Source organism: Aureimonas ureilytica DSM 18598 = NBRC 106430 (assembly GCF_000382705.1).
Lineage (GTDB): Bacteria > Pseudomonadota > Alphaproteobacteria > Rhizobiales > Rhizobiaceae > Aureimonas > Aureimonas ureilytica.
Genome location: NZ_ARQE01000002.1, coordinates 465,749 through 478,525, shown reverse-complemented (window position 1 = coordinate 478,525; position 12,777 = coordinate 465,749). Strand labels below are relative to the sequence as shown.

General features: G+C 70.4%; 16 protein-coding genes. 7 read left to right on the top strand and 9 right to left on the bottom strand.

Annotation, left to right across the window (positions count from 1 at the left end; all coding sequences use genetic code 11):
* Positions 1–62 precede the first annotated feature (62 nt).
* Entirely contained in the window at positions 63–422 is a 360-nt protein-coding gene (locus tag B146_RS0106035; RefSeq protein ID WP_019995523.1) for a hypothetical protein, read from the top strand.
* 180 nt (positions 423–602) lie between these two features.
* Positions 603–1,067, top strand: coding sequence for a hypothetical protein (locus tag B146_RS25210; RefSeq protein WP_155897388.1), 465 nt, complete (start codon positions 603–605; stop codon positions 1,065–1,067).
* Positions 1,068–1,152: 85 nt separating this feature from the next.
* Here B146_RS25210 and B146_RS0106025 read toward each other — a convergent pair whose 3' ends face one another.
* From B146_RS0106025 to B146_RS0106005, 5 genes are read right to left on the bottom strand one after another with little or no spacing between them, the layout of a single operon-like run.
* The gene (locus tag B146_RS0106025) at positions 1,153–1,767 is read right to left on the bottom strand and encodes an SCO family protein (RefSeq protein WP_019995521.1); all 615 of its coding nucleotides are present in this window, start codon (positions 1,765–1,767) and stop codon (positions 1,153–1,155) included.
* On the bottom strand, positions 1,764–2,252 hold the full coding sequence (locus tag B146_RS25205; protein WP_019995520.1) for a copper chaperone PCu(A)C: 489 nt from the start codon (positions 2,250–2,252) through the stop codon (positions 1,764–1,766). The genes B146_RS0106025 and B146_RS25205 overlap by 4 nt, the downstream gene beginning before the upstream one ends.
* Positions 2,249–2,692, bottom strand: coding sequence for a DUF411 domain-containing protein (locus B146_RS0106015; protein ID WP_019995519.1), 444 nt, complete (start codon positions 2,690–2,692; stop codon positions 2,249–2,251). Before B146_RS0106015 ends, B146_RS25205 begins: the two co-directional genes overlap by 4 nt.
* An 18-nt stretch (positions 2,693–2,710) precedes the next feature.
* Positions 2,711–3,313 (bottom strand): methyltransferase family protein, encoded by a 603-nt coding sequence (locus B146_RS25200; protein WP_019995518.1) that lies wholly within the window; start codon positions 3,311–3,313, stop codon positions 2,711–2,713.
* Positions 3,310–5,547, bottom strand: a complete 2,238-nt coding sequence (locus tag B146_RS0106005; RefSeq protein ID WP_019995517.1) for a heavy metal translocating P-type ATPase — start codon at positions 5,545–5,547, stop codon at positions 3,310–3,312. The genes B146_RS25200 and B146_RS0106005 overlap by 4 nt, the downstream gene beginning before the upstream one ends.
* 68 nt (positions 5,548–5,615) lie before the next feature.
* Between B146_RS0106005 and B146_RS0106000 the strand changes: the two genes are divergently transcribed.
* Positions 5,616–6,038, top strand: coding sequence for a MerR family transcriptional regulator (locus tag B146_RS0106000; protein WP_019995516.1), 423 nt, complete (start codon positions 5,616–5,618; stop codon positions 6,036–6,038).
* A gap of 147 nt (positions 6,039–6,185) precedes the next feature.
* Entirely contained in the window at positions 6,186–7,202 is a 1,017-nt protein-coding gene (locus B146_RS0105995; protein WP_019995515.1) for a L,D-transpeptidase family protein, read from the top strand.
* A gap of 14 nt (positions 7,203–7,216) precedes the next feature.
* Here the strand turns inward: B146_RS0105995 and mntR are convergent, their stop codons facing one another.
* Positions 7,217–7,645, bottom strand: a complete 429-nt coding sequence (gene mntR, locus B146_RS0105990; RefSeq protein ID WP_019995514.1) for a manganese-binding transcriptional regulator MntR — start codon at positions 7,643–7,645, stop codon at positions 7,217–7,219.
* A 119-nt stretch (positions 7,646–7,764) separates the two neighbouring features.
* Between mntR and B146_RS0105985 the strand changes: the two genes are divergently transcribed.
* A complete protein-coding gene (locus B146_RS0105985; protein ID WP_019995513.1) occupies positions 7,765–9,120 on the top strand; it encodes an Nramp family divalent metal transporter in 1,356 nt (451 codons plus the stop codon).
* Between the two features lie 22 nt (positions 9,121–9,142).
* Here the strand turns inward: B146_RS0105985 and B146_RS0105980 are convergent, their stop codons facing one another.
* The 3 genes from B146_RS0105980 to B146_RS0105970 form a co-directional block, all read right to left on the bottom strand.
* Positions 9,143–9,676: a GNAT family N-acetyltransferase gene (locus B146_RS0105980; RefSeq protein ID WP_244877421.1), complete on the bottom strand. Its 534-nt coding sequence runs from the start codon at positions 9,674–9,676 to the stop codon at positions 9,143–9,145.
* Positions 9,677–9,766: 90 nt separating this feature from the next.
* Positions 9,767–10,966, bottom strand: a complete 1,200-nt coding sequence (locus B146_RS30170; protein ID WP_019995511.1) for an ImmA/IrrE family metallo-endopeptidase — start codon at positions 10,964–10,966, stop codon at positions 9,767–9,769.
* Positions 10,957–11,268 carry a type II toxin-antitoxin system HigB family toxin gene (locus B146_RS0105970; RefSeq protein WP_019995510.1) on the bottom strand — a complete coding sequence of 104 codons (312 nt, stop codon included), beginning with the start codon at positions 11,266–11,268 and terminating at the stop codon, positions 10,957–10,959. Before B146_RS0105970 ends, B146_RS30170 begins: the two co-directional genes overlap by 10 nt.
* 274 nt (positions 11,269–11,542) lie before the next feature.
* On the opposite strand from B146_RS0105970, the gene B146_RS0105965 reads away from it, so the two are divergent.
* Together B146_RS0105965 and B146_RS0105960 are read left to right on the top strand one after the other, a co-directional pair.
* Positions 11,543–11,866 carry a hypothetical protein gene (locus tag B146_RS0105965; RefSeq protein WP_019995509.1) on the top strand — a complete coding sequence of 108 codons (324 nt, stop codon included), beginning with the start codon at positions 11,543–11,545 and terminating at the stop codon, positions 11,864–11,866.
* Positions 11,867–12,001: 135 nt separating this feature from the next.
* A complete protein-coding gene (locus tag B146_RS0105960) occupies positions 12,002–12,703 on the top strand; it encodes a DsbA family protein (RefSeq protein WP_051091520.1) in 702 nt (233 codons plus the stop codon).
* The last annotated feature ends 74 nt before the right edge of the window (positions 12,704–12,777 follow it).

The window sequence follows — 12,777 nt, the reverse complement described above, 5'->3', positions numbered from 1 at the left end:
CCGTACGTCGAATGCGCCCGTCTTCCCCGCGGCACCTTCCGCGTCATCGAGGACGCTGGCGCATGCCGACGATTGTCGTCATGGTCGCGCGACCGGAACGAGAGGGCATACGCATGAGAAACCTAGTGTTCGCCGCCGCCGCATTCACCGCGATCGGCACCTTTCCGGCCGCTGCCGCCGGATGCGGCATGATGGAGCAGGCGGCGGCGCCGGGCATGTCCCAATCCGCGCCGGCCAGCGAAGGGATGATGTGCGGCAAGCCCGCGACGGCGGCCCCGCAGTCCGCCCCCGGCCAGTCCGCCGAGGCCGCGGGCGGGTGCCCCTGCTGCGCGAAGATGGCGTCGATGAAGATGCCCGAGCCGAAGGGCGAGGCCATGCCCGGCATGGACATGCCCGCGACGCCCCCGGCCGGCGGTCGGTAAACCGCGCCGGGGCGCTTCGGGAGCGGCCGACGGGCCGCTTCCCGGACCGGCGCCCTTCTTGACGGCGCCACCGACGGTTTCCACATCGATCGTCGCCCGGCTCGCGGGAGCCGGACCTGTGCCTCCGGCACGTCGCGCGGCGGCACAGCGTATCCATGTTGCTCAATGGAGGATGTGGCTATGCAAACCCCATACGGAACAGAACCCGGCCAGACCCTAGCGGGGCTGCCCTCGAACGCGGAAGGGTCCCCCGTGCCCGGCGCGGACACCTTCAACCATCCCGATCAGGTCGTCTCGGCGGCCGGGCTCACGAAGGGCCAGAAGCGCATGCTTCTGGCTTCCTGGGCTTCGGACCTCCGGGCCGTCGAGGACGCGCCCTCGCTCCGTCGGCTCGACAGCGGTGCCGTGGTCTCGATCGACGACATACTCGAGGCCATGACGGCGCTCGACGGACATGGGGAGCCCGTTCGAAGCGTGACGGGCGGCGGGTTCGCGCCGCGGCGGACGAACCGTCTCCTCGGGAGGCTCGTGCGCCGTGGTCCGGCGCCGTGGACGGATCGGGACGACGATCCCCCGCCCTCGGCCGCGGCGGCGGCGCGGCCGTTCTCGCCGCTCTTCACCGAGGCAGTCGCCAGGTCGGCGTGACGCGCTCGCGCGAGCCGTTGCGATCTCGCCGACCGTGAAGGTGCACCCTCCGCGCCCCGGGGAACAGAACCGGGGTGCGGAGGCTTCAGGCGCCGACCGAGAGCAGCCGCTCCACCTTCTCCCGCCGCACCTCCATGTCCTCGTGCATGTCGAGGGTGCCCACGAAGCCGCCGTCGCGGTCGTAGAGGTAGACTCCCGCCGAGTGGTCGACCGTGTAGTCGCCGCCCTCCGTCGGCACCTTCCGGCGGTAGGCCTTGAAGGCGGCGAAGGCCCGGTCGACCTCCGCCTCCGGCCCCGTCAGTCCGACGATCCTCGGGTCGAAGGACTGGAGATAGGCATTGAGGACCTCCGGCGTGTCCCGCTCCGGATCCCCGCTGACGAGCACGACCTGAAGGTCGTCGGAACGACGGCCGAGGTCCGCGAGTAGGACCGAAAGCTCGCCCAGCGTCGTCGGGCAAATGTCCGGGCAGTGCGTGAAGCCGAAGAACACGGCGACCGGCTTGCCGCGGAAGCTTGCCCACGTCCTTGGCTTGCTGTCCTCGTCGACCAGGGCGAACTCGCCGCCGATCGGTACGGCCGCGGAGGTTCCGGCGGCAGGAGCCGACGGGCCGCCCGGAAGGGTCCATGCCGCGCCTACGAGCGCGCCCGCGGCGACGACGACCGCGCCCCAGAGCGCGATCCGAACGGTGCGCAGGTTCACGGCCGGTGTCCTTCGTGGGAGGGGGCAGACGCAGTGGCGCCGAAGTCCTCGACCGAGAAGCGGACCGGCACGGTTCCGGCACGCTCGAACACGAGGGTGCCGTCGAACGACTGGCCCTTCACGATCGGCTCCTTGAGGTCGAGAAGCATGACGTGGGTGCCGCCCGAAGCGAGCGTGACGGTCGCTCCCGGCTCCAGCGCGATCCCGTCCTCGACGCGACGCATGCGCGCGACGCCGTCCTCGATTGTGGAGGCATGGACCTCGAAGCGGCCGGCGACGGTGGCCGAGCCGCCGACCAACCGGTCGGGCTCCGTCCCGTCGTTGCGGATCGAGATGTATCCGACGCCGACCTTGGCGCCCGGCGGCGTGGGCCGGGACGAGGGATGGTCGATCGTCAGGTCCCCGGCCTTGAACTCGTGCGCCACAGCGGTACCGGAGACAGCGATGCAGGCGACGACAGCCGCCGCGAGGATCGAGGCCCTCACTTCGGGTACCTCGCGAAGACCGTCGACGTCCCGTCGCGCGCCACGAGGAGCACCTCGTAGGGCTCGTCGCCCGTCCCCATGCCGGGGCTTCCCGCGGGCATGTCGGGAACCGCGAGGCCGGCCGCGTCCGGGCGCTCGGCGAGGAGCCGCTTCACCTCGGCCGCTGGGACGTGGCCCTCGACGACGTAGCCGCCGACGAAGCCCGTGTGGCACGAGGTCTGCCCGGGCTTCAGTCCGGCACCCGTCTTCTTGGCATGGAGGTCCGCCATGGCGAGGTTCTCGTTCGTGACCTCGAACCCCGCTTCCTCCAGGTGCCTGATCCAGCCGATGCAGCAGCCGCAGCCCGAGGTCGAGAACACCTCGACGGTCTCGGCCGCGAGCGCGGGCACGGAGAGGAGGGCGAGCGCCCCGGCCAACAACGTCTTCCGCTTGCTTCCCATGGATCGGTCCTTTCGATGTCAGATCCAGCGCCTGACGGCGCTCCGGTAGGTGACGTACGCAGCCCCGAACGAGCGTTCGAGGAAGCGCTCCTCGTCCCGCACTTGGACCTCGCAGGCGACCCAAAAGGCGAACGCGCAGGCGATCACCGCTAGGGACGGCACCGCGACCGCAAGGCCGGACGCCATCGCGAGCATCCCGAGGAACACGGGGTTGCGGCTCAGGCCAAATAAACCCGTCGTGACCAAGGCGTCGGGGGCCCTGTCGGGTATGCCGATCCGCCACCGTCGACCCATCTCGCTCCGGGCCACGACCGTCAGGACCTGCCCCGCGACGGCGAGCGCCAGCCCGGCCAAACGAACGGCTGAAGCCTCGCCCGCGATCGGCGTGAGGACGCTCCACGCACTTCCCGCAGCGTGCAAACCCAGGGCCGCAAGGGCACCGACGACGGCAGCAGCGAACAGGACGCGGGCCAGCGTCTGCCGGAGGCTCCTTCCGAAGCCGTAAGCACGTCCCCCAATCTCCCGCGACGTGCGGCGGGTGGCGAGCGCAAGCCATGCCGCGGTGACCGCCAGCACGATCGCCGGCCCGAACCGCAGGATGTCGTCGACGGCGGCGCTCACCTTGGCCTCCAGCCGAGGAGCCGCATGGCGTTCGCGGTCACGAGGACGGTCGCGCCCGTGTCGGCGAGGATGGCAGGCCAGAGGCCCGTGATACCAAGGACGGTGGTCACGAGGAACACCGCCTTCAGCCCGAGCGCGATCGCGATGTTCGCGCGGATGTTGCCCATGGTCGCCTTCGACAGCGCGATCATGTCCGGAACGTCGCGGACGCGCCCATGCAGCACCGCCGCGTCCGCCGTCTCCAGCGCGACGTCCGTCCCCCCGCCCATGGCGATCCCGATGTCGGCCGCGGCAAGCGCCGGGGCGTCGTTGATGCCGTCGCCGACCTTCGCGACCTTGAACCCCTCGGACTGGAGCTCTCGCACGATGCGCTGCTTGTCCTGCGGCAGGAGCTCGGCGCGCGCCTCGATGCCGAGGCCCGCCGCGACCGCCTCGGCCGTCGTGCGGTTGTCGCCCGTCAGCATGACCGCGCGGATGCCGTCCGCCTTCATGGCCGCGAGGGCATCGCGTGCGTCCGGACGTGCCTCGTCGCGCATGGCGATGTAGCCCGCGATCCCGTTCCGAGCGAGGACGACCGACACGGTCTTGCCCTCGGCGTTCAGCGCGGCGATCGCGGCCGTCTGCTCGTCGCCGAGAGGCACGCGGCGCCCGGCGGCCTGAGGCGAGCCGAGGAACACGGGTTCGCCGCCGACCTTGCCCTCGACGCCCTCTCCCGGGACGGCGTTGGCATCGAAGGCGGGCGGAACGGGAGCGTTGTCGGCCTTGGCGCGGTCGAGGATGGCGAGGGCGAGCGGGTGGCTCGATCCCTTCTCGAGGGCGGCCGCGAGGGACAGGACGTCCCGCACCGGACGGCCGACCGCGACGACGTCGGTCACGACGGGCTTGCCCGCGGTCAGCGTCCCCGTCTTGTCGAGGGCGATGGCCGTGATCTTGCCGAGCGTCTCCAGCACCACGCCGCCCTTCATCAGCAGCCCGCGGCGCGCGCCCGCCGACAGGCCGGCCGCGATGGCGGCGGGCGTTGAAATCACCAACGCGCAGGGGCAACCGATCAGGAGGATGGCGAGGCCCTTGTAGATCCACTCGCTCCAGTCCGCGCCGAAGAGCAGCGGGGGCACGACGGCGACGAGGAAGCCGACCACGAGGACGGCGGGCGTGTAGACCTTCGAGAAGCGGTCGATGAAGCGCTCGGTCGGCGACTTCGACTCCTGCGCCTCCTCCACGAGACGGACGACGCGGGCGATCGTGTTGTCGGCGGCGGCGGCGGTGACGCGCACCCTGAGGACGGAGCCCGCGTTGACCGTGCCCGCGAAGACGGGGTCGCCGACACCCTTGCGCTTCGGCACGCTCTCGCCCGTCACCGGAGCCTCGTCGACCTCGCCCGAGCCCTCGACGACCGAGCCGTCGGCCGGGATGCGGTCGCCGGGACGCACGAGGATGGTCGCGCCGACCGCGAGGCTCTCCGCCGGGACTTCGGTCGTCTCGCCGTCCTTCTCAAGGAAGGCCGTCTTTGGGACGAGCGAGGACAGGCCCTGGATGCTCGCCCGTGCGCGGCTGGCCGCCAGCCCCTCCAGCATCTCGCCGACGAGGAACAGGAGCACGACCGTCGCGGCCTCCTCCTCAGCCCCGATGAAGACGGCGCCGATGGCGGCGATCGACATCAAGGTCTCGATCGAGAACGGGGTGCCGAACCGGGCGGCCGTGATCGCGCGCCAGGCGACCGGAACGAGGCCAACCGCGAGTGCGGCGAGGAACGCCGGACGCTCAAGCGAGGGCGCGAGGTGGCCGAGGACATAGGCCGCGAGGAGCGCGACGCCGCAAGCGGCCGTCAGCTTCGCCTTCTTCGTGCGCCACCAGGGCAGGCCCGCTTCCGCCGGGTCGTCGTGCGTGTGGCCCGCAGGGTCGTGGGCGGCCGGCCTCCCGTGATCGTGGTCGCCGTGGTCGTGACCTTCGTGGTCGTGGTCGGCGTGGTCGTGATACTTGGCCGGGGTCGCGGTTGCCGAGGGGCTCGGCCCGTTCGCCGCCTCCGCACCATAGCCGAGGTTGCGCACCTGCCGCGTCACCGCGTTCGCATCGAAACCATCCGCGTGGCGCACCTTCACCGTGCCCGTCGACACGGAGACGGTGACGTCCTCCACGCCCGGCAGCCGCCGGATCGCGGTGTCGACCTTGTTGCCGCAGGCCGCGCAGTCCATGCCAGTGACCCGGAAGCGGCTCTCGCCCGTCGTGGCGCTCATGGCGCTCTCCTTGCATCGTTCTCAGGAGAGGCCTACCTCCTCTAGTGGCTAGAGGAGCAAGCGGAAAAATGACGGGCGGCGTGTCCATCGGCGAGGCCTCGCGGGCGAGCGGCATCAAGGTGCCGACGATCCGCTACTACGAGCAGATCGGCCTCCTGCCGTCTCCGCCGAGGACGGAAGGCAACCGCCGCCTCTACGATGCGGCCGACCTGCGGCGACTGCGTTTCATCCGGCACGCACGCGAGCTCGGCTTCGAGATCGAGCCGATCCGCGAACTGCTGGCGCTGGCCGGCGAGCCGGACCGTCCCTGCGAGAGCGCCGACCGCATCGCGGCGGCGCACCTGGCGGACATCGACCACAAGATCGCCCGGCTGACGGCGCTCAGGGCCGAGGTCGCCCGCATGACGGACTGCTCGAACCACTCGGTGGCGGAGTGCCGGGTGATCGAGGTCCTCGGCGACCATGGCGAGTGCCTGCACGAGACGCACTGACGACCGACGGACGCGTCCGCCTCACTTCCGCCGGATCGAGACGTCTCCTGTCGGCTGTCGCGACGGTTGCACCCTCCGGGTCACCCCCGCGACAGCCCGACCGTCGATGATGGACGGAGATCGGCCACGTCCAACCCTCGGATCGAGATGCACCTTCCCGCACGACCAAGCGCCCGCACCGCCACGCGCCGAGCCGCGCTGGCGGCCGCCCTTCTCGGTCTCGCGTCCGCGGGCGGCTGCATGTCGATGTCGGACGAGACCTACAAGGACCTCGTGCCGACGGTCCATGCCGAGACGAAGGCCAGGCCGCAGGGGTCGATCCTGGTTCGCATCTTCAAGGAGGAGAGCGAGCTCGAGGTCTGGAAGCTCGGGGCGGACGGACGCTACGCCCTCCACAAGACGCACCCCCTATGCCGTTGGTCCGGCAAGCTCGGGCCGAAGAAGACGAACGGCGACCGCCAGGCCCCCGAGGGCTTCTACCGGGTCACCCGGGCGCTGATGAACCCGAACTCGAAGTACCATCGGTCCTTCAACCTCGGCTACCCGAACCCGCTGGAGAAGTCGCTCGGCTACACGGGCGACTCGCTGATGGTCCACGGGGCCTGCTCGTCGTCGGGATGTTTCGCGATGACCGACGAGGGCGTCGGCGAGGTGTACGCGGACGCGGAGAAGGCCTTCTCGATCGGACAGGGCGACTTCCAGGTCCAGTCCTTCCCGTTCCGGATGACGGCGGAGCAGATGGCGCGCCACAGGAGCGACCCGAACATCGCCTTCTGGCGCAACCTCAAGCTCGGCTACGACATCTTCGAGGTGACGCGGAAGGAGCCCGACGTCGCGGCCTGCGGAGGCCGTTACGTGTTCGACTCACGCCGCAAGGACGGCCAGCCGCTCGATCCAGCCGCGTCCTGCCCGCCGCTCGAGGCGCGCGTCGCGCCCGAGGTGGCCGCCAAGCGGGAGCGTGACGACAAGCTGCTCCAGTCCCTCTTGTCCGAGGGGCGTGCGGGCATGCCGATGGCCTACGTCGACGGGGGCATGCACCCGCGGTTCCGCGACATGCTGAAGCGGCTCGGCACCAAGGAACTCGCGGTGAAGACGTCCATGACCGCCGTCCAGGTCAGCCGGCCGGACGCCTTGGTCGACGATCCCGCCGACGCCGAGCGCTGACCGACGCACCGCCGTCAGCGGGCCAGGAACCTGCGGAAGGCCTCCAGGGTGTCCTTTCCGACATGGTGCTCGATCCCCTCGGCATCCATCTCGGCCGCGTCGGGCGCGACGCCGACCGCGACGAGGAAGTCGACGACCACGCGGTGCCGTTCCCTGACGCGTTCGGCGAGTTCCTTGCCCTCGGCCGTCAGGAAGATCGCCCGGTAGGGCTTGGACTCCACGAGACCATCGCGAGCGAGGCGCTGGACGGTGCGCGCGACGGTGCCCGAGGACACGCCGAAGCGTTCCGCGAGGTCGGTCGCCCGCGCCTCCCCGAACTCGCCGATCAGGTCGTCGATCATCTCGACGTAGTCCTCCGACAGCTCGGACTGGTTCGCCTTGCGCACGCGGGCGAAGCGCGCGGCGATGGGGGCGGCCCCGGGTTCGTCTCGCTCGGCCGTCATCTCGTGTTCCCTTGCATGGCGGCACGGTAGCAGGATGCAGCCTCACGCACAAAGTTTGTCACTGGACAAACCATGTGTCGTGAAACAAATCTATGCGATCGCGGGCGAGGCACGGAACGATGACCGGTTCGAACGAAGGCGTGGACGATGCCGGATGGAAGCGGGACCGCGGGGACGGGTCGCTCCTCGACGTTCACCGCACCGTCCGCGTCGACCGGAACGCCCCGCCCTGGCGCAAGGCAGCCGCCTTCCTCGGCCCCGGCTATCTCGTCGCCGTCGGCTACATGGACCCGGGCAACTGGGCGACGTCGATCGCCGGAGGATCGGCCTTCGGCTACACGCTGCTCTTCGTCGCGCTCCTGTCCAACGTCATGGCGATCGTGCTCCAGTCGCTCTGCGCAAGGCTGGCCATCGCTTCCGGACGCGACCTCGCGCAGGCCTGCCGCGACGCCTATCCCGGCTACGTGGCGCTGCCGCTTTGGTTCCTGGCCGAGATCGCCATCGTGGCGACCGACATCGCCGAGGTCATCGGCACGGCAATCGGCCTCAACCTCCTGTTCGGTATCCCGCTCGAGATCGGCGTCCTGATCACCGCCGTCGACGTGTTCCTGATCCTCTGGTTGCAAAGGCTAGGCTTCAGGTGGGTCGAGGCGCTGATCGTGACGCTGCTCGGCGTCATCGCGGTGTGCTTCGCCGTCCAGATCGCCATGGTCGACCCGAACTGGGGCGACGTGATCCGCGGGTTCGCACCGACCACCGAGATCGTGTCGAACCCGGAGATGCTGTACCTCGCGCTCGGCATCCTCGGCGCGACGGTCATGCCTCACAACCTCTACCTCCACTCGGGCATCGTGCAGACCCGAGACTACGGCACGAGCCTGCCGGAGAAACGCCAGGCGCTGCGCTTCGCGACGATCGACTCCACCGTCGCGCTCTGCTTCGCGCTCCTCGTGAACGCGTCGATCCTGATCCTGGCGGCCGGGGCCTTCCACACGTCGGGCCGCACGGGGATCGCCGAACTGGGCGAAGCGCACAGCCTGCTGGCGCCGATCCTCGGTGCCGCCGTCGCGCCGATCCTCTTCGGCGTCGCCCTCCTGTGCTGCGGCATCAACTCCACGGTCACGGCGACGCTGGCCGGGCAGATCGTGATGGAGGGTTTCCTCAACATCCGGCTCGCGCCGTGGCTGCGCCGTCTGATCACGCGGATCATCGCCATCGTGCCGGCGGCATCGGTGACGATCTGGTTCGGGGATGCGGGCACAGCACGGCTGCTGATCCTCACGCAGGTGGTCCTCAGCCTTCAGCTTTCCTTTGCCGTGTTCCCGCTGGTGCTCTTCACGATGGACCGCCGGAAGATGGGCGAGCTCGTCGCCCCGCGCTGGTTGGCTGGTGTGGCGTTGGCGATCGCCGTGGCCATCGCGATCCTGAACGTGAAGCTGCTGTTCGATTTCGTCGCCGGAACGTTGTCGCACTGAGTGTCCGCCGGGCGACCCTCCGTCAGGCAACCCGCGCCGCAGCCCGAGCTCGACCGGCGGCATTCCACTCCCGACGCAGGATCGCGTACTGCATCGTGTCCTCGCGGACGGGCATGCCGTCGGGGTCGCCGGTGAAGGTGACGAACTCGACGAACGTGCCCTCGACCCGCATGCCGAGCCTCTCGCAGAGGCGGCGGGACGACGCGTTGTCGACCTCGACGTAGGCATGGAGGCGCCGTGCTCCCCGATCGTCGAAGATGTGCCGGAAGAGCGCCCGCGCCGCCTCGAGCGCGAACCCGGCGCCAGCATGGTCCGCGTTGAGGTTCCAGCCGACGGAGTGGGTGTCCGGTTCCTCGCGCGCGGCGAAGAGGTCGCCGATCAGGTTGTCGGTCCCGGCAAGGGCGATCGCCGCGTGCTCGTCGGACGAGCCGCCTCGCGCCGCCTCCGTCCCGGCGGCCGCGAGGTCGGCAAGCTTCATGGACAGGAAGCACCGTGCCCGCGGCTCGCGCAGGTATGCAAGGAGCCCTTCGGCGTCGACGGCCCGGAAGTTCCTCAGGCGCAGCCGCTCCGTCTGGATCGGTCGGCTCCCGTTTCCGCCGCGTATCGGCGCCCCGTCAGTCTCTGTCGGTGACCGTTGCCGGCCGCCTCATGCGACGCCGAACTGGCGGCGCACCTCTCCCTGGCCGATCAGGTCGTTGAGCAGCCTGTAGTTCCGCTGCTCGAAGCGGATGCGTCCCGCGATGATGGCGGGGCTGACGGACAGCTTGCGGGCGAGCGCCCGAACCTCCGCCTCCCGCCGGACGGGTCCGGCGCCGGCCCAGGCGTCGGCGGGCAACAGCGCCTCGAGGGCCCAAGCGTCGGCCTCGGCCTCGCGTGACGTCTCCCCGCCCTCGGCGTCGGACTCCAGGTCGTCCACGAACCACTCGTCCCCGCCATCGCCGAGGTGCAGGGCGACGTGCCCCAGCTCGTGGGCGAGGCAGAACCAGAAATTGTCGAGGCGGTCGAACCGGAGCGACAGGCCGATCACCGGGGAGCCGTCGGGCAGCACGGTGGCGGCGCCGTCGACCCTCGTCTTCGGGAGGTGCCTCTCGACGACGAGGTGGATGCCGTGCTTGGCGAGGTACTCGCGGGCGAGACGTGGCCCGTCGTCGAGGAAGCTGAGGCGCACGAGGCCGGACACGAACGCGTCGTCGACGACGCCCCGCTCGTACCGGCCGGGGAGCGCCTGGGCGCAGGCCAGCGACACGACCCGCGACGTCCACGCCGTGACGGCATGGTCGTCCATGGCGGCCCCGCCGCGGATCGACCTGCGGTACAGGGCGGGCTGGAGGCAGGAGCCGGCCGACTGCGGGACGAGCGAGGCCACGAGTTCATGGCAACGCGACCTCGCCTCGCGCGCGGTGCCGGCGAAGCCCGGGATCCATCCCCGCTTCACGATCTCGCCCCACGGCAGGCGCTCGGCGTCGAGGGCATCCTTGCGGGGGCCGCGCGCGGGCTCGCGCAGCAGCACCTCGGCCGGGATGCCGAGCCCCGAGTGCAGGTTCTTGATCATGGCGAGCGTCAGCGGCCGCTGGCGCTTCATGACCTCGGACACCTTGCTCGCGCTGCCGATGAACGGGACGAGGTCCCGCTGGCGCAGGCCCGCCTGTTCCATCCGGAACGCGATGGCGTCGATCGGGTCGGGATGCGCGATGGCGTGGTGTTTCGCCTCCCACGACTCGACCAGCGTGGACAGCACCTCAAGCTCGTCGAACTCCGGCGAGCCCGGCTCCGCCGCCATGAGGTCGCCGACCCGCGCCAGCGCGGTCTCGTAGTCGCTCTCGGACTTGATGGGCCTCACGTGCATCTGACCGTCTCCGCGTCGATCTCGTCGTAGTCTTCGTGCGTCCCGACCCAGCATACGAACACGATCTGTGCCGCGTAGTTGATGCTGACGATCAGGCGGTAGTCGTTCCCCTTGATGTTGAAGACGACCCGGCCGCCCTTGAGGACGCTCGCGTTCTTGTAGGTGGCCTTCAGGTCGTTCGGGTTCTGCCAGCTCGCGGCCAGCGCCTCCTGGTGCCATGCCTCGAGCGGCCCCTGCGAGACGGCGTGCTTGCGCTCCGACTCCCAGAACTCCCTCAGCGTCTTCTTGGAGAGGACACGCATATCGATATAGGGTTCCCCCACAGGGCACAATGCCGAAATTCCCTTAAGGGGAACAATGTTCCGTGCCGGACATGCGTTTTACCCGGAACGGATGGACGGGCATCCGAGCGGGGGCATGCGCGCTGGCGCGGGCGACCCGAGGACGGTGCCCGATCGGGTCGGACGGGTAAAGGGCCGCGGCCGGCGCACGTGGGCAAAAGGCGGCGACGCTGGCGCGCCCGTATCGGTCGGGTCGCATGTTGACTGGGCGGCCCCGGTCGGGATCATGGGGCGCATGAAGTTCGCCGCGCTCGCGCTCGTCCTGCTGGCCTCCCTGTTCGCCTCCCTCGCCCATGGGATGGCGGCGGTGCCCGGCTGCGCCGAGACGGTGACGGTCTCGTTCGAGGCCGGGGCGCACGATGCCGACGCGGCAGGCGGATCGGACGGAACCGCGTCGCCGGACGACGTGCACTGCGGCGTCGGTCTCGTGACGGACGTCCGTCCGGATCTCGGATCGCGCGTGTTCTCGGCAGCGCGCGTCGGCCCCCTGCCGGCCGACCTCCTCCTCGGCCGCGACCGGATGCCCGACGAGCGCCCGCCGGACCGGACGCGGGCCTGAACCCGGCCCCCGCGGCCGGACCGTCACCGTTTCCGTCTCCCCGCGCCGCCGCCCGAGGGCCGCCCGCGCGCATCCAGGACCATTCCAATGACCCGAACCGTTCGCGGCGCCCGTCGGCGCGCGCACCGATCCCTCGTGCCCGCCCTCGGCATCGTCCTTCTCGCGCTCGCTGGATGCTCGGACGAGGGCGCTCCGCCCGCTGCCGTCGCGGAGAACACGTCGCCGGCCCCGGCGGCGACGTCCGCGCCCGCGGCCCCGGTCGCTGCCGCGCCCGTGCCGGACGGCGAGGTCGACGTCGCTGCCCTCATGTCCGGGCAGGTACTGCCCGACGTGGTTATCGGACGCGCGGACGCGCCGATCACCATCGTCGAGTACGCCTCGATGACCTGCGACCACTGCGCGGCCTTCCACGCCAACACCTACCCGACCCTGAAGCGGGACTACCTCGACACGGGGAAGGCCAAGCTGATCGTGCGCGAGTTCCCGTTCGACCCGCGCGCGGTCGCCGCCTCCATGCTGGCGCGCTGCACCCCTGGCGAGAACGGGCGGACGGCGATGGTCGACGCCCTGTTCGAGCAGTCCGAAAGCTGGGCGCACGCGGACGACGCGGCCAGCAGGTTGATGTCGATCGCGCGCATGGCGGGCTTCACGGAGGAAAGCTTCAGGGCATGCCTCTCCGACGCCGACTTACAGGCCAAGGTCGTCGCGACGAAGGACCGCGGTGCGAGCGAGTTCGGCGTCGACTCCACGCCGACCTTCTTCGTCGACGGCAAGAAGTACCGCGGGGCGCTGCCGCCCGAGCAGTTCGCGGCGATCCTCGACGCGGCGGCAAGGTAAGGCTCCTCCCGCGAAATGCTTGCCGATGCAGTGCTGGACGCTCTTGTGCATGAAGCGACCGGGACGCGTCGGCC